This window comes from Acidovorax sp. 56 (genome assembly GCF_002749705.1).
Taxonomy (GTDB): Bacteria; Pseudomonadota; Gammaproteobacteria; order Burkholderiales; family Burkholderiaceae_C; genus Acidovorax.
This window is the reverse complement of record NZ_PEEV01000001.1, coordinates 2,511,852-2,527,615: the sequence shown is the minus strand read 5'-3', so window position 1 is coordinate 2,527,615 and position 15,764 is coordinate 2,511,852. Positions and strand designations below refer to the sequence as shown.

Annotated in this window: 15 protein-coding genes; 9 read left to right on the top strand and 6 right to left on the bottom strand. The window is 59.1% G+C overall.

All coding sequences use genetic code 11. The features are described 5' to 3' along the window. Positions 1-283 precede the first annotated feature (283 nt). The 8 genes from CLU88_RS11190 (at position 284) to CLU88_RS11150 (ending at position 11,850) form a co-directional block, all read left to right on the top strand. Complete coding sequence (locus CLU88_RS11190; protein WP_099656664.1) at positions 284-4,528, top strand: DUF4347 domain-containing protein; 4,245 nt, start codon at positions 284-286, stop codon at positions 4,526-4,528. 489 nt (positions 4,529-5,017) lie between these two features. Next, entirely contained in the window at positions 5,018-5,347 is a 330-nt protein-coding gene (locus CLU88_RS23525) for an antitoxin Xre/MbcA/ParS toxin-binding domain-containing protein (protein ID WP_369827634.1), read from the top strand. Positions 5,348-6,117: 770 nt separating this feature from the next. Then, positions 6,118-6,840, top strand: coding sequence for a DNA/RNA non-specific endonuclease (locus CLU88_RS11175; RefSeq protein WP_369827692.1), 723 nt, complete (start codon positions 6,118-6,120; stop codon positions 6,838-6,840). A 74-nt stretch (positions 6,841-6,914) separates the two neighbouring features. Beyond that, positions 6,915-7,793 carry a metallophosphoesterase gene (locus tag CLU88_RS11170; protein ID WP_143225986.1) on the top strand — a complete coding sequence of 293 codons (879 nt, stop codon included), beginning with the start codon at positions 6,915-6,917 and terminating at the stop codon, positions 7,791-7,793. A gap of 234 nt (positions 7,794-8,027) precedes the next feature. Continuing rightward, positions 8,028-8,618, top strand: a complete 591-nt coding sequence (locus CLU88_RS11165; RefSeq protein WP_099656659.1) for a hypothetical protein — start codon at positions 8,028-8,030, stop codon at positions 8,616-8,618. A gap of 347 nt (positions 8,619-8,965) precedes the next feature. Continuing rightward, complete coding sequence (locus CLU88_RS11160; protein ID WP_143225985.1) at positions 8,966-9,472, top strand: hypothetical protein; 507 nt, start codon at positions 8,966-8,968, stop codon at positions 9,470-9,472. A 162-nt stretch (positions 9,473-9,634) separates the two neighbouring features. Further along, a complete protein-coding gene (locus CLU88_RS11155) occupies positions 9,635-10,195 on the top strand; it encodes a hypothetical protein (RefSeq protein ID WP_143225984.1) in 561 nt (186 codons plus the stop codon). A gap of 440 nt (positions 10,196-10,635) precedes the next feature. Then, on the top strand, positions 10,636-11,850 hold the full coding sequence (locus tag CLU88_RS11150; protein WP_099656656.1) for an acyltransferase family protein: 1,215 nt from the start codon (positions 10,636-10,638) through the stop codon (positions 11,848-11,850). A 188-nt stretch (positions 11,851-12,038) separates the two neighbouring features. On the opposite strand, the gene CLU88_RS11145 is transcribed toward CLU88_RS11150, so the two are convergent. From CLU88_RS11145 to CLU88_RS11135, 3 genes are all read right to left on the bottom strand, one after another. After that, entirely contained in the window at positions 12,039-12,470 is a 432-nt protein-coding gene (locus CLU88_RS11145; protein WP_099658803.1) for a GNAT family N-acetyltransferase, read from the bottom strand. Between the two features lie 95 nt (positions 12,471-12,565). Continuing rightward, positions 12,566-12,868, bottom strand: coding sequence for a YciI family protein (locus CLU88_RS11140; protein WP_099656655.1), 303 nt, complete (start codon positions 12,866-12,868; stop codon positions 12,566-12,568). A 170-nt stretch (positions 12,869-13,038) separates the two neighbouring features. Continuing rightward, positions 13,039-13,491, bottom strand: a complete 453-nt coding sequence (locus tag CLU88_RS11135; protein ID WP_143225983.1) for a hypothetical protein — start codon at positions 13,489-13,491, stop codon at positions 13,039-13,041. A 312-nt stretch (positions 13,492-13,803) separates the two neighbouring features. Between CLU88_RS11135 and CLU88_RS11130 the strand changes: the two genes are divergently transcribed. Continuing rightward, entirely contained in the window at positions 13,804-14,040 is a 237-nt protein-coding gene (locus CLU88_RS11130) for an MbcA/ParS/Xre antitoxin family protein (RefSeq protein ID WP_099656653.1), read from the top strand. A 46-nt stretch (positions 14,041-14,086) separates the two neighbouring features. On the opposite strand, the gene CLU88_RS11125 is transcribed toward CLU88_RS11130, so the two are convergent. The 3 genes from CLU88_RS11125 to CLU88_RS11115 form a co-directional block, all read right to left on the bottom strand. Further along, entirely contained in the window at positions 14,087-14,659 is a 573-nt protein-coding gene (locus CLU88_RS11125; protein ID WP_233205440.1) for a helix-turn-helix transcriptional regulator, read from the bottom strand. 19 nt (positions 14,660-14,678) lie between these two features. Beyond that, positions 14,679-14,978 carry a helix-turn-helix domain-containing protein gene (locus CLU88_RS23520; RefSeq protein ID WP_099656651.1) on the bottom strand — a complete coding sequence of 100 codons (300 nt, stop codon included), beginning with the start codon at positions 14,976-14,978 and terminating at the stop codon, positions 14,679-14,681. A gap of 332 nt (positions 14,979-15,310) precedes the next feature. Further along, positions 15,311-15,622, bottom strand: a complete 312-nt coding sequence (locus CLU88_RS11115; protein WP_099656650.1) for an HU family DNA-binding protein — start codon at positions 15,620-15,622, stop codon at positions 15,311-15,313. Positions 15,623-15,764 lie beyond the last annotated feature (142 nt).

The following is a 15,764-nucleotide window of genomic DNA, read 5'->3' as shown; positions in this document are numbered from 1 at the left end:
AGTCCAATTTTTTCCGTATGCTAATTGTGAAGATTAAAAATTCTCAGCCTGTATCGCAAGTGCCAGCGATGAATTGTTGCTCGAAGCACGGAGAATGCTCCGCGGACAATGGCAAAAGCCACATTTTTCGACCGAAAGATCGCCATATTTTATTGTCGAGCGATTGAGTTTGAGCTATCTTTCTCTGCTGCGCCAAATAAAAAATGTAGACGATTTTTTATTGGCAAAATATAAAAAATAAGCTATTTATATTTTATAAATTGACGCTAGGGGAGATTTAAAAATGGTACAGAAAAAACCACATGCTGGTCTTCAGCCTGGCCTACATACATCAGCATTCCCGCGCTGGCACAGTCGGGTCTTCTCAATTCTGCTGGTGTTGGGTGCTTTGTTGAGTGCTCCTGCGCACGCATCACCAGCAGTCTCCGCGTCTATTGCGGCCACAGGGGTGGCGGAAGCCCATGCGGTGCAACCCGTTCTGGGTGCGGATGAAGTGCTGTTTGTTGAAGACAATGTCAGCGAATGGCAATTGCTGGCCTTCGGGGTGCGGCCGCACATTGAAGTGGTCCGCCTCAATAGCCAGGGCAATGGTCTGCGTGAAATGTCGGCCTATCTCCAGGGCCGCAGCGGCCTGAGCGCCATCCACCTCATTTCTCACGGAAGCATGGCCCAGTTGGATCTGGGCAGTTTTTCGTTGAACGCAGCCAACCTGTCCGCACAGGAAGGCATGCTCCAGCAGATCGGGCAAAGCCTGCGAGAAGGCGGCGAGCTGTTGCTATACGGATGTGAGGTTGCTAAAGGCGAAGATGGAAAACGCTTCGTACAGGAATTGTCTGCATTGACACGGGCCAATGTTGCCGCGTCTGACAACCTCACTGGCGCAAAGGCATTGGGTGGCGATTGGCTTCTGGAATCCACCACCGGTAAGACTCGTGCGGAATCGGTGCTGACAGCGGAAACCCGGGCGCTGTATAGCCATGTATTGCCGACTACGCTGACCACACCGACCACGATCACATTCACAGGTGCAGTACAAGGCAATACGACGAGCAGTTATGACTTTGATGGCATCACCTTCACGGTCAATGGCGCAGGCCAGGTGGACATCAACGGCGGGGCTGGCCCAGATGTAGCGTCGTTCCTGGCTACTACCCTCAGCGGCTTCACTGGCAACGGCATCATTGGCGACTACAACTGGACCGGTAGTACCGCGAACAGCGTCACCAGCTTTACATTGGCAGGCAATGCCCAAACCAAGTTCAAGCTGACGTCTATGGACATCGCAACGGGTAATGGTGGGCCCGCACAGATTTTCACGGTCACCGGGTACACCGGCGGTCCTGGCGGAACCCAGGTCGCCCAAATTACGGGTTTTGACATATCGGTGCTGACGACGCAAAACTACAGCCCTGGTGTGAATGCCATGACAGCCACACGCATCGGGCCCAGCGATGGCAGCGGATGGGGATTGCACCTTGACTTCACCGGCAGCAAGTGGCAATACATTGACACCATCGTTTTCAGTGCTAATGCCGCGCAAAACGATGTCTTGCTCGCGTTTGACAATATCGTTTTGGACAACCCCGTTGCACCGAGCCCTACCGCGACCACAGGCGCCGCCACCAGCATCACCACCACTGGCGCGACCCTGAACGGTACCGTCAACGACAACGGCGCATCCACCACCGTCACCTTCGAATACGGCCTGACCAACGCTTACGGCAACTCTGCAGCCGCCACCACCGGCGGCACCGTGGGCGCAGGTGCTGGTGTCACCGCTGCCTCCGTGGCCATCTCCAGCCTGAGTTGCAACACCACCTACCACTTCCGCGTCAACGGCGTCAGCAGCGCAGGCACCACCAACGGCAATGACGCTACGTTCACTACCAGCAAGTGCCCGCAGACCATCACCTTCAACAACCCCGGCACCCAGTCGTTCGGCACCACGCCCACGCTGCCTGCCACCGCCACATCGGGCCTGGCACCCACCTTCACGACCACCACCTCCGGTGTCTGCACCATCACCTCCGGCGGTGTATTGACCACCGTGACCACCGGCACCTGCACCATCAATGCCAACCAGACCGGTGATACAACTTACGCCCCAGCACCCCAGGTCCAGCAATCGTTCACGATCGCTGCAGTCGCATCCGGCGCGCCCACCATCGGCACGGCGACAGCGAGTGATGCCCAGGCCTCGGTCACCTTCACCGCCCCGGCCTCCAACGGAGGGTCTGCCATCACCATCTATACGGCAACGGCCAGTCCTGACGGCGCGACCGGCACCTGCGCTGGACCTGCTGCCTGCACCATCACCGTCGCAGGCCTCACCAATGGCACGGCCTATACATTCACCGTCACCGCAACCAACGGTGCCGGCACCAGCACTGCATCGGCTGCGTCCAACAGTGTCACGCCCAAAGGTGCGCAGTCCATCACCTTCAACAACCCTGGTGCTAAAAACTTCGGCACCTCGCCCACACTGACGGCCACCGCCACGTCCGGCCTGACACCCACTTTCACGACTGGCACTGCTGGTGTCTGCACGATCACAACCGGCGGCACGTTGACCTTGGTGACGGCCGGTAGCTGCACCATCAATGCAGACCAAGCGGGCAATGGCAGTTTTAATGCCGCTGCGCAGGTCTCGCAAACCTTCACGGTCAACGCTGTAGCCCCCGGGGCCCCGACGATCGGCACGGCCGTCGCTGGTAATACCCAGGCCTCGGTCACCTTCACCGCACCAGCGTCCAACGGTGGCGCACCCATTACCATCTATACGGCAACGGCAAATCCTGGCGGCGCGACCGGCACCTGCGCAGGTCCTGCTGCCTGCACCATCACGGTGACAGGGCTCAACAATGGCGTGTCCTATACCTTCACCGTCACCGCGACCAACGGTACAAGCACTAGTTCGGCGTCTGCGGCATCGAATGCCGTCACACCCAAGACGGTGCAGGCGATCACCTTCGGTAACCCCGGCACACAGAACTTTGGCACGACCCCGACGCTGACCGCCACGGCAACATCCGGCTTGGCCGTGACCTTCACATCAGCAACAACGGGCGTCTGCACCATCAGCACCGGTGGCGCACTGACCTTCGTGACTGCCGGCACCTGTACCATCAATGCAGACCAGGCCGGTGATGCCAGCTACCTGGCCGCCCCGCAGTCTGCGCAAACCTTCTCCGTAGCCTCGGTTGTGCCCGGTGCACCCACGATCGGCACGGCTGTTGCCGGTGATACCCAGGCAACGGTCACCTTCACCGCCCCGGCATTCACGGGTGGTTCCGCCATTAGCGGCTACACCGTCACCTCCAACACGGGTGGGCTTTCCAACGTTGGCGCTGCAAGCCCCATCACTGTGACGGGTCTGAGCAATGGGGTTTCCTATACGTTTACAGTCACTGCAAACAACACTGCGGGTACGGGCGCGGCGTCTGCGGCATCCAATGCGGTCACGCCCAAGGCCGCGCAAATCATTACATTTACCCAGCCACCCGCACAGAACTTTGGAAGCACCCCAACGTTTACCGCGACGTCCGACTCCGGACTGACTCCGACCTTCACGTCTTCGACCATGGGCGTGTGCACGATCACTACGGGTGGCGCACTGACCTTCATAACGACTGGCACCTGCACGATCAATGCAGACCAGGCCGGCAATGGCAGCTATCTGGCGGCCCCACAGGTGTCGCGTAGCTTCGCGGTCAACGCAGTGGTTCCAGGCGCACCCACCATCGGTGTGGCCACGGCGGGTAATGCCCAGGCCAGCGTGTCATTCACGGCCCCGGCAGTCAGTGGTGGCGCACCGATCACAAGCTATACGGTGACATCCGCGCCTAGCGGTATCACCGCCACCGGCGCCTCTAGCCCCATCGTCGTACCCGGTCTGACCAACGGCACGTCGTACACCTTCACGGTGACCGCCAACAACTCCGCAGGCGCTAGCGCTGCATCGGCTGCATCTGCCGCCGTAACACCCCAGTTGCTCACTGTGTCGGGCACGGTGCCTGGCATGGTCGGCACGGCTACGGCGACCCTGTCGGGAGGCGGCTCATCCTGCACGCTGAATCCCACCAGCGGTTTTGCGAGTTTGTCCAACCCGGCTCCTGCGGGCAAAACCATGCCTTATGGGGAATACGCATTCCAGTCCACCAGCTGCGTTGGGACGGTGACGATGGCGATTACATACCCACAAGCCCTCCCGGCCGGCATTCAGTTCTGGAAGTACGGCCCTGCTACAGCGGCGGTGGGCGGGGTGGTGGCTGCATCTAGTTGGTTCCAGTTCAGCGGTGCGTCACTCAGCGGCGACCGCAAGACGGTGACCTACAGCATTACGGATAACGGCGTGGGTGACTCGGATGGAACAGTCGGTAGCATCAGCGATCCGTTCGCCCCGTTGGCGGTGCCTGTGGCGAGCGACGCCGTGGGGATTCCTGTAGATGCACCGTGGGCGTTAGCGCTGCTGTCGGCGATGCTCGGACTGATGGTCTGGCACAAGCAGCGCCAGCGTGCCCGCGAGTAGCTGGCACGAAGTTAGCGTGACGTCCTGATGGTGAGTGGCAACGTGTCCGGATCTACGGGCACGTTTTATCTAGGTGGAAAATGCCGGACACATCACCACCGCGAGTGTCAGCTGTGAGTGTTTTATGTTGGGGTGAGGTCTAACAGGGGCGCTTCATCATGTACCCGCAAAGCTGTGATCGGCGCGGACATGAACTTCGAAGGGAGTGCGTACAGTGTTCCCACCAACGACTGCTTGGCGTCAGAAACTAGCCGAGCACATGGGAAGCTCAACAGACAGCAATCGCTGCAAACCGGCCCTCAGGCATCTGGAGCACAGTCCCCTAAAACTGGCAAAGCGCTCAACATCAGACTTCGAGCCTCGTTCCATCAGGTGTGATGCCCACGAATATCAAGGCTCACATCCGATGTTTACTGCAACGCAACTCCAACCGTCCCGGCATCCAAGTTCAGCGTAGCCACCAGATCTTGGAAGGGGTAGCATGTACCAATGCCCAAGACAACAGAGCCCAAACGCGAAGGTGGATCACGGCCCCCAGACGCCGATGAGGATCTCGCTTGGCTAAACGCGGCGCCCGTTGGCCGTGAATTCGGCAGTCCTGACTACGAACGTTTGATGGCATTGGACCAAGCGGCATTCGCGGCATTCCATTCTTGGGACCGTGTTCGGCAGTGGTTGGCCACGCCAAACCCGCAACTCAACGGCGAGTGCCCCGACGATGTTGCTCGCAGTCCTGACGGACTCGGCAAGGTTCTTTCCGCTCTAGTGGCGGCAGGTGACTTGGGCAGCGATGACATTGAGTCCGGCGGCGAAGGCTGAACAGCGCCAAAGTGCGCTCAATTCGCATTGCCATTGGCTCGCCGCTTAAAGCAACTCGCCCGTGGTCTCTGGACGCTGCGTACGTTGGCCGATCAACAGCGAAGCCTGTATTGCTCGTCTCGCGCTTTCTTCCGCTCCGATCGCACCCAGTCCAAGTCGTAGTAGCGGCTACCTGCTCGCCCCATGGAGTCCAGCATGGCCACGCGTTCATTCAGTGCTGAACACTGGGCCTTGGTGTTCGCAGACGATGGGGATTGGGATACCTGGGGGGCGCCGCTGTAAGCGGGTGCTGGACTGCGCGTCAGCTCCTCAGCCTCGTTTCTTTGCCTACGAGCTTCTGCGACTTGGTTGTCCCAGCCGACGCCGCTGGAGACGGTGGCGCTGCGCTCCAATGTCCAGCCACGGGTGGCACACTTTTCAGGGATCCAGTACAGACTTCCCCCCGGTGCTCTGCACAGGTAGATGACCGTGGTCTTTGGGCCGCTCAGGTCACTCAGCGTGGGTGATACGTCCACGGCGCGCCCCCCTTTGCAGGGCTCTTGGGTGTAGGTGTTCCCACACCGGTAGACCTCTTGGGCCTGCGCTCCGAACGTGCACACAAACACTGCCGCAAACAACGCCAGACGGTTCATCAACTTCTCTCCCTGGCTGTGAGTGTATCGATCTGTTAACGATTGATTTGGTGGTCAAATCGCGGCCCCTTTGTTGATCAATGTTCCGTGAAATCTCTTGCCTTCCGCCCAGTGGCTGCCGCACTGGCATTCGTGTTTCTGTCTCCGTTTTCCGTCCAGGCCCGAGGTCATTTCGACCAGACTCCTCTCACGGTTCCTCATCCCACCAGTTTTGCCCAGTGCCGCCAGTTTTTTGTAGATGGGCGTCCGCCTGTCGTGCCTCAGCGCCCAGCACTGCGGGAGCTTTGCTATGAGTCTTTTGCGGTGCTGCACAGCGGTGAGACCAAGACTCCGGTGTATGTCGCTCAGCGCCTGAATCGCAAGTCCATCGAGGAGGCCAACGAGAAGCGAGCTGATCGCTTCTTCGCCGATGCACGCTTGCCCGCAGCAGAGCGCGCAGAGCTCGAGGATTACAAGCACTCGGGGTATTCGAGAGGGCACATGGCACCCGCAGGGGACATGTCGACACCCACCGCAATGGCCCAGTCGTTCAGCCTGGCCAACATGGTCCCGCAGAACCCTCAACAGAACGGCGGCTCCTGGGCAAAGATTGAACAAGACACCCGCAAGTACGCACTGCGTGCGCGTGGCGATGTGTATGTGCTCACGGGGCCGGTGTTTGAGCGAGGCGCGCCCACCATTGGTGAGGGCCGGGTGCGTGTTCCCCGGTATCTGTTCAAACTGGTCTACGACGCCACCACTGGCAAGTCATGGGCGCATTGGCAGGAGAACCGTGAAGGAGAGCGGGTATCGGCTCCTATCAGCTATGCGGAGCTTGTGCGGCGCACGGGAGTGGCGTTTCTTCCGGCGACCGCCCGATAGGCCTGCGGCTAAAGCTCAGCTTATGGAGTCTCTGCCGCCTGCTTGGCAGAAGCGAAGACAGGCATGCCCCATGCTTGCATGACAACCCCTCAGGCCATCCTGTGAGATGGCCGGAGCGGGATGCGGGGCGTGGCACTATGGAGAGTCCACCAACGGGCATTGAGAAATTTCAAGCGGTGCAAACGACCATGAAGCTCTACGTACTCTCAGACCTCCACGCTGAATCGGCCGTTTTCAGACCCGATGCACAGGCCTTGCAGGCAGCCGATGTGGTCGTGCTGGCGGGGGATATCCATAACGGCGAGTACACCCCGTTTTGGGCCAGAGAAGCCTTCGGAGACAAACCCATCATTTTGGTCGCCGGGAACCACGAGTTCTACGATCGGCACTGGGAGCGGTGCTTGATGGACATGCGCAAGGCCGCAGGCCAGTGTGGCGTCCATTTCCTGGAAAACGAGACCCTCACGATCGACGGTGTGGATTTCTTAGGGGCCACTTTTTGGACCGACTTTGAATTGATGGGCGCACAAAACAAAGAAGAATCCATCCAGGCTGCCAAGCGGTTCATGGCCGACTACCGCCAGATCGCTGGCTGCACGCCCGAACGCACCATCGAGCGCCACCAAGCCAGTCGCACTTGGCTGGCCAGCGAACTGGCCAAGCCGCTTCAAAGAACGCGGGTCGTAGTGACCCACCATTACCCCACCCCTAAGTCAACGGCAGCGGAGTACAAAGGTGAGCCTGCCAATGGCGCTTTTGGCTCGGCCCTGGGGCGCGAGTTTTTTGAAAACACCCACCTTTGGATTCATGGCCATACCCACACCTCGTTCGACTACCTGGAGCACGGCTGCAGAGTTGTCTGCAACCCTCGGGGGTACTTGCGCCGGGGAGGGCATTTTGAAAACGGCCAGTTTGACCCAGGGCTGCTACTGACGGTGAATGCCGTCAGTTGACGCCCGCATGGAGCCCGTCAAGCCGGCTGCGGCTCTGGGTAAAAGATGCCAGCGTCGTCAATGCGACCACGCTCCTTGGCGCCAGTGCGGGCGTCGGTGCGGATTTCCGCTGGACGCCCTCAACGGTGCGAGGGGCGTCTGAATCAATATGACTTGGTTTTGTGCCGCTTGGTTAGCCGCCTTGCGGCCACCGCTTCAGGACGAGCGCGTCTTGCCGAAAACCAGAAGGTGACGATGAAAAGCCTCCTCGCTCTGCTGTTGGTCAGCGCCTGCTTCCAGGCGCAGTCCGCCGACCTGCCTCCCTGCGACAAGGCGGTGCGTTTCAGCGCGGCTTGGTTCGCCGACCCGGAAGTGGACAACGCCAAACCGGCCGCCGAATTGACGAAGATCGGCGCGGGCGCCGGCCGCAGCGGTACGCAACTCGGCCACGTCGTTGTCGAGACCAAGCTGGCTGTCATGCCGCAGACCAGTTGCCAGGGCGTCGTCGTGCGGCTGGATTACATCAAACCGGTGCTGCGCGTGGCCAGCGAGATCCCGCCGGGCAGCTGTGCCTATGCACACGTGATGAAACACGAGCAGACGCATGTGCGCATTTACCGCGACATCGCGCGCCAGTTCCGCGAGCTGGACTATCCCTGGGCCTCGGGCGGCAGCAGCGCGGGCATCCTGGTCTACGCGAAACAGGAGCTCGGTCGCCTGATGCAAGCCCAGGTGCAGTTCGATAACCCAGAGGAATACGCCAGCAACTTCAGTGCGTGCGGCGGTGAGATCGGGCGGCTGGTGAAGCCCGCGGCGTCTACCAAGTCGGTGCAGACACCGGGTTGAGGCAACCGCCTTGCGCGAAGGCTGATTGGTCGCGCCTTGGGCTGGACCAGACTGATGCCGACGGTCAGGCGTGCTGCCGCCGAGACCGGAGTGAGCCACCGCGCCTACCTTCGACTGCGCCACTTGCTCCGCCCCCGCACCCAACAGGCGTGTGGGTAGAGAGCCACTTGCCTGGCTCACGGGGGTGTCGGCACATGCGTATTCCGGACGCACCTGAACACTGAGTCCATTTCGACCTGACCACTCTGCCGGCACCGATGACAGGGCGCTAACCCCCTGTCCAAGCGCTCCTCTAAGGCAGAATTCGGCCAATAGCTGACATTGAATCGGCTTGAGTCTTTTTTCCCATGACTTCACTCGATCTTTTCGCTCGGCCTTTGCGGTTTTGCGCATGCATTGCTCTAGCGCTTACTGGGTTGTCATTGTCGGCAATCGCATACTTCATCGCATTCCACACTGAATCTCAACCGATCCGTAACTTGGGAGGGGATGATCGTGCCCGAATTGTGGCAGCCAGCAGCTTTGTCGATAGCCACAGGAAAAAGGTGGGACAGCTACCGACGGATGAAGATTTTTCGTTGTGGGCCAAGGCGGCTCCTGGCGAGTTGAGATATGAGGGTGTCGGCTTTCGTTACCAAAGAAACGCCGACAGCACCTACACATTTGATTGGTACGGAGGACGGGGGATCATGTTGTGGTGGAAATCTGATTCAGCAACTTACTTCGCCAATATATCCAAAGACTCCTATTTCTTGTTCGGCAGCAAATGGGCCGATTTATCGGTATTTTTTGGGTTCGCTGTCCTGGCTTTTTGGAGTGCCCGAAGGTCCATCGCTGAAGCGAAAAAAGGGTGATAGGTCTGAGAGAAAACTGGATGGCGGCTTCGGGCCCTGAGCTGTCTTTCGGGAGTGCCACCCGGAAGCTGCCGTTGATTCAAAACAGATGAATTAGTGCTAGAGAGCACGCAGTAGGTGAACTCGGTTGGGCTTACTGTCACGCTATAGTTTGCCGACTTAATGCTTGCCGGGTTTCATGAGAAATTTATACCTGTCTATTTACACAGCATCCTGGTTCGCAAGCCAACAGGCAAGCGGGTTGCGGCACTTTTTTTCAAAAGCTGTATCGTCACACCCCGGATGTATCAACCGTGTTTTGCCGTCTACATTGAGTTAGGCGTCACCTTGATCGACAGCTACTATTTCAGCATCCGGGTTCTAGTGAACCACCCGTCCATGTCTGTGGCTGATTTGACGCGTGCGATGGGTGCGGACCCAGACCATTCGCGCACGCGTGCCGATGGGCTTGGTGCGTCTTGGTCGATGGTCGACGAGACAACTGGCAAGAGGGACTTCTTCTCCGAAGTGTCGGATGTAATCTCTTGGCTCGAAACTAGAAGCACCGACCTCCAGCGGGTACTAGCAACGGGTGGCTCTATTGAAGTGATCGTGCAACTGCCAGGCGACAGAAACACGGGCGATTCGTGGAAGCCGGCCGACATGGGTCGAGCCGCAGCCCTTGGTGTTTCGCTAGGAATTGAAGTTTTCCCAAGAATTCGGGGCGTGACTAGTGACGCCTAACTGGTCGCTGGAGTGGACCGAAACCGGCTGGCCGCACTCCGCTCAGCAGGTCATCATCGCTCCGTGCGGCCAGCCCGTTTCGGCCCCTCAGCTCCAACGTTAGCCAGCTACTGCTATGCCAGACAAAGCACTTACCGAAAGGCTCCACACGGAAATCGTTGTCCAGTGTGACGCGGTTGATTGCGGTGAGGTGTTCGTTGCAAGCGAAGCGGCCCACGAGCCGATTGAATCTTGGGCAGAGCGTGCCTCTGCCGAAGCCGAGGCACAGGGGTGGTCGGTTTCAAGTCAAGGCGTCTTGCTGTGCCCAAAGCACGGTTCGCTTGCTGGAAATTTGGCTAACCTTTTGCTCCATCCACCCCCCTTCGGCGGCGGCTGAGCGCGGACGTTAGGCCGCACAAACGCCACCTTCCCAACCCTGGCCGTTCAAGGACTCCTTCTCCATGCACTCCCCTCCCGAGCGGCTGCACGCATTGGACGCCGTGCGCGCTTTCGCACTGCTGCTCGGCGTGGCCTTTCACGCCATACAGTCTTTCGTCCCGGGCCTGCCGCCGGGACTGTGGGCCACCATTGACAACTCGCCCAGCCCCTTCTTGGCCGGGGTCAGTTTCGTGTCGCACAGCTTCCGGATGACGCTGTTTTTCTTCATCGCCGGCTACTTCGCGCGGCTGATGCATCAGCGCCTGGGGGCGCGGGCCTTTTGGCTCCAGCGGGCGCAGCGCATCGGAGTTCCCTTGGTGGTCGGCTGGATTCTGATCTTCCCGGTCCTCGCCGTCATCTGGCATTGGGGAGCGATGAAGCTCGCGGGCGGTGCGCCGCCTGTTGCCGTGTCACCTTTCGAAGGCTTTGGCGCTTTCCCACTTATTCATCTTTGGTTCCTTTATCAGTTGCTGTGGCTCTATGCAGGCGCGCTGCTGTTACGCGGGTTGATCGTCCGGCTGGACCGTGGCGAGTCGCTTCGCAAGGCCCTCGACCGGATGACCACCGGAGCTCTGCGCTGGCCGTTGGGCGCCCTGCTGCTAGGTCTGCCGCTGGCCGCTTGTCTGATGAGCCTGCCCACATGGGTGCCCCAGGCCGGCATCCCTACACCGGACCGGTCGTTGATCCCGCTGCTTCCCGCCGCCGTGGGCTATGGCATGGCCTTCGCCTTCGGCTGGCTGGTTCATCGCGCGCCGCACGCCTTGGTCGCGATGCGCCAAAGCTGGGTATCACACCTGTGCTTGGCCCTCTTCGCTTCGTTGACCTGCCTGACCCTGTTGGGGGCGCATCCCGGCGTGGCCATGCCCAGTCAGATCAAACAGATGTTCACGCTGGCCTTTGTGGTCTCCACCTGGGCCTGGAGCTTTGCCCTCACCGGCTTGGCCCTGCGTTTTCTGGCCGGCCACAGCGCGCTCATCCGCTACCTTGCCGACGCGTCCTACTGGATCTACCTCGCCCACCTGCCCTTGGTCACGGCGATGCAGGTTTGGGTCAGCACAGGGCCACTGCATTGGGGCCTCAAGTTCCCCTTCATCCTTCTCGCCAGCTTGGCGCTCTTGTTGCTGAGCTATCACTTCTTGGTGCGATCCACCGCGATCGGCGAAGTGCTCAACGGTAGGCGCGCGGTGCGTCATACGCTGGCAGCCGCTCATACTGGGCATCGGTCGGAAGCTTCTTGAGCGTGTTGCTATCTACTTTCGGCTCACACAACCGCGTGGCAACGTTGAGCGCCCGCTGTCGTTTGAGTTGACCGGCTGCTCCTGGCCGGATTCTGCCCCATAGCGAGGGATGCTAGAGGGCCCGTTGCAGACCTTTGGCCTACCCGGCAGCAGACGACTTGCCGGTATGCATCATCTTGATCTGAGGATTAGCTTTCACTAAGGTAGCCCCCCTCCACCTGCTGCTGCTGATTCTTAAAGATGGCCATAGCGGTCTTCATTCGCATGAAGCCGAATTTCCTGTAAAAAGGCTCTTTGCCAGGGACCGCATACAAGATGATTTTCTTGTGACCGGATGACATTTCCACTAAGTTACTGACAACCTGTTTGCCGAGGCCTGTGCCTTGATAGCTGGGCAATACCGCAACGTCGCATATGTACGAGCAATCTCCACCATCAGCGAGCGCTCGTCCCACCGCCACGAGCTTCGCATTCTCGTAGACGAAACACTTGAACATGCTGTTTGAGAAGACTTTCTGCAGAAGAAGCGGCGGCTTCTCGCCTAGTGGAGCGGCCCGATAGAGTGCAGAAAGTTCTTCCCAGTCGACTCCATCGGTGGAGTGTTTCCATTCGAGTGGCATTTGTGGCTCCAATGTCCGCATCTGGCCGATGACAGCCATCGCATCAGTGGCAGCCAGGGCCCCAAAGCGGCCCCCGTATTGCGGCACCTGTACCACTAGGTTTGGGGCAGCTCTCGGATCTCTACCGTGCCGCCAGCCTCGTACACTGGATTGCCTGCTAAAAACTCTTTTGCGCTTTCGAGGCTGGCTGCACGCACTCGGATGAAGCCGCCGAGATCATTGTCGGTCGGTTGACCCGAGTGATTTTTCCTGAGGCGCTCTCCACGCCCTATCGAGCTACCCCCATCAAATTGGCCAGTGCTGCGGAGCTTTGCAATGTACTGCGCCCAGCAATTTGAGTCGTCGGCGGCTTCCGTGTCGGGAGCGTCCTGATGCATCAAAAGAATGTATTCGTTCACTTGTGATCCTCTTAGTCCGTGTCAAGCACGCTCGATATTCGGCCGCTGCTGTAGATGAATGCTCCTGGCCGCTTGGGGCCGCGGACTGAGGATACTTGCAGTGGGTGTTTATGGTGCCGGACTGACCGGTCACCATCGCCGGAATGCGCAGCACATGAGTCAAAAGTGGCTTACTTCTGCATCGGCGCCAACAACATGTGCTCTCGCGCCGCCATGAAGTCGGCTGAGGTCTTCAAACCTGAGCCAAAGAAGGTAGACCAATCGGTTGGGCGCGGGGTCAACACCAGGGTCTCGCCATCTCGACGGATAAACAGCCCACGTACGGACTCGGGAAACCTGCATCCGGGCGGCAGCACGACCGTCTGTGAGCCATTGGTGCGGTCAATGCGGGCTGTCCGCAAAGGTGCGGATGGGTGCCTTTTAGCCACGTCGTTCCTTAAAAAAGCCCCCTTCGGCAGATCCTCATTGGCCACAGCCTGGAGGGCCAGTATCTGCGCAGGAGAGAGGGGACCATCGTCGGATTCGTAGCCCTGGGGCACCCTCATTGCAGAGCCGCCTTGCAGGTCATCACGCAAATCAGGCTTTGAAGCATTGATGCGGCTATCGGAGGATGGGTTTGCCATGACGATCCGATCAGTATATGGAATCGGTGCGGTAATTGGTATGGTCCCGCCCTGTGTCTAACCAGAGCATAGAACGTCTGATCCGCCTCGCCCGGTGACGAGAGAGCCTCTTTTTCACGATCCTCCCAGTTCAAAGGGGGCTGGAGGCCACGACCGCCTCAGTGGGAATGCGCCGCTGTTCATTTTTTCGCCATGTTCATTGCAAATGAACACGCGCAATAAATGAACAGATCCCAAAGAAGCCCAAGGGCACCCAGCCGTGGCCCGTCCTATTGAGTTTGCAGCCAACGGGCCGCAAGATCACAATGCCATATGGCCCACCTCAGCGAAACGTCACCCCCGCAAGATCTGATCGACCTTGTGCAGCAGATCGTTGAAGAATCAGGCTGCACGGAAGGATTCAACGCACAGGCCTGGCTGCAAGGGTGGCTCGCAGCGCCACTGCCCGCATTCGGAAACCGCCGTCCAGGCGACCTCCTGCAAGAGCCCGAAGGGCTGGCCTTGGTCCAATCGACACTGCTGCAAATCCAAAGTGGCAGCTACGCCTAGTCGTTTCCCAAGCAGATCTATCCCCGTCGCCGCACTGGCTCGGCCGTTAGGCCTTAGCTGCCATGCGAATCTTCTTCTCTGCCACGCGCGGCCCCATCCGCAGAGCTTCTTCAATTTTCGCCAACTGCTTGGCGCGTGGGTGGGCTTGGCCTTTCTCCCACCGGGAATACGACAGAGGAGACACCGCCAGCAAAGACGCCATCTCCAGTTGGGTGGCGCCAAGGGCCTGGCGCATCTGCGCCAGCATCGCGGGATTGAACACAAACGCTTCGCCCGAGGCCCGCTTCGCCACTTTGGGCTGACCAGACGGGAGCGCGGTTTGCACTGCCTTGGTCTGGCGTAGGGCCACCTTCAGTTGCGAGGTGAGGTTTTTGACGTCACGCTTTAACGCCGCAATCTCTGAGCGATGGCTGGTGATCGCCTTGCGCATGCTCTGCAGCTCAGGCTTGAGCTCTTTGCGCGCCATGCGCACCACTTCAGCCCGGAATGCGTTGGAAAAGGTATTCATACGCCCGATGGTATCTGGGATGGCATCCGCAAGCATCGCGCACAGCCGCTGGTACGTTGCATCTGGAAGGCTTGGAAAGAACAAGCCATCCTGTGCTTCCCTCTCGTTCATTCGCCCCTGAGCAGATTCCTCAACCCTTTGACTTGGATGCCCTTTGCCTCTGTTGTGTGCCTTTGAGCATTTGCATGGGGCTGATGGAGACACGCGGCTTGAAGCTCTCAAGCCAGGACGTCTTGCCCAGAGCACGAACCACCCGGATTAGCGTTTCCACACGCGAGCCCGATCCTTCCTCAAGGTTTCGCAGGGTCTGCTCAGAAATCCCAGCCTCCGTGGCCAACACCTTCATGGTCAGGTTCTTGCGCAATCGCTCGTGACGGATCTGCTCTCCAAGATCACGTTCAAGTTCTGAGGGGGTTCTGTGCTCCGTCATTCAACCTATGAATTGTCATGCGTTAAGGCCAAATGGTAGCCACGACAGCTCGTTCTTTGATGCGGCATGCCCGATGACTTGAGTGTCTTTAACCTATGCAATTTCATAGGTTGAATGCCAAAAGAACCCATAACACCCAACTTTTTATAGATTGACTGCACGAAGAAACAAGTCATCCTCAGAAAAAAGAAGGAGGCTCCGCGCAGGTGCGCTGCGGTGACCTTCGGGGAGGATCGGCGCTGGTGAGACATGCAAAAAACCGCCCGAGGCCAATGGCCAGAGGCGGTTTTTGCTTGGATGCCCAGGCAGGCCTGGGCGGCCTATTCGACCTATTACTTGCTGGCTTTGTCAGCCTTGCGCTTGGCTGCCTTGGGGTCCACCACGGCCTTGAACTTGGCACCGGCCACGAACTTGGGCACGGTGGTTGCGGGGATCTTCAGGGCTGCGCCGGTGGATGGGTTCTTGCCCGTGCGAGCGGCGCGCTTGGCGGACTTGAAGGTACCAAAGCCCACGAGTTGGACGGCGTCGCCCTTTTTGACGGCGGTTTGGACGGTATCAATGAAGGACTCCAGCACAGCTGCGGCCGCTACTTTGGAGAGGTCGTGCTTGGAGGCCAGGATTTCAACGAGATCAGCGCGGTTCATAGGTGGTAGGTGGGTGAATGCAAAAGAGGTGCTGTTTATACCGCCGTCTGCTGTCTGGTGGGGACGTGGTGGGGAAGCAAATCGCAACAATGCGACTGTGGGGCACCTGGTTCCTAACATGCGCATGTTATCGACCATGCGC

Bases quoted from the DNA above. Each gene is read 5' to 3' on its own strand.
- CLU88_RS11190 (WP_099656664.1), top strand. From the start codon at position 284: ATGGTACAGAAAAAACCACATGCTGGTCTTCAGCCTGGCCTACATACA.
- CLU88_RS23525 (WP_369827634.1), top strand. From the start codon at position 5,018: ATGCCCAAGACAACAGAGCCCAAACGCGAAGGTGGATCACGGCCCCCA.
- CLU88_RS11165 (WP_099656659.1), top strand. From the start codon at position 8,028: ATGAAAAGCCTCCTCGCTCTGCTGTTGGTCAGCGCCTGCTTCCAGGCG.
- CLU88_RS11160 (WP_143225985.1), top strand. From the start codon at position 8,966: ATGACTTCACTCGATCTTTTCGCTCGGCCTTTGCGGTTTTGCGCATGC.
- CLU88_RS11155 (WP_143225984.1), top strand. From the start codon at position 9,635: ATGCTTGCCGGGTTTCATGAGAAATTTATACCTGTCTATTTACACAGC.
- CLU88_RS11150 (WP_099656656.1), top strand. From the start codon at position 10,636: ATGCACTCCCCTCCCGAGCGGCTGCACGCATTGGACGCCGTGCGCGCT.
- CLU88_RS11145 (WP_099658803.1), bottom strand. From the start codon at position 12,470: ATGCCACTCGAATGGAAACACTCCACCGATGGAGTCGACTGGGAAGAA.
- CLU88_RS11135 (WP_143225983.1), bottom strand. From the start codon at position 13,491: ATGGCAAACCCATCCTCCGATAGCCGCATCAATGCTTCAAAGCCTGAT.
- CLU88_RS11130 (WP_099656653.1), top strand. From the start codon at position 13,804: ATGGCCCACCTCAGCGAAACGTCACCCCCGCAAGATCTGATCGACCTT.
- CLU88_RS11125 (WP_233205440.1), bottom strand. From the start codon at position 14,659: ATGAACGAGAGGGAAGCACAGGATGGCTTGTTCTTTCCAAGCCTTCCA.
- CLU88_RS23520 (WP_099656651.1), bottom strand. From the start codon at position 14,978: ATGACGGAGCACAGAACCCCCTCAGAACTTGAACGTGATCTTGGAGAG.
- CLU88_RS11115 (WP_099656650.1), bottom strand. From the start codon at position 15,622: ATGAACCGCGCTGATCTCGTTGAAATCCTGGCCTCCAAGCACGACCTC.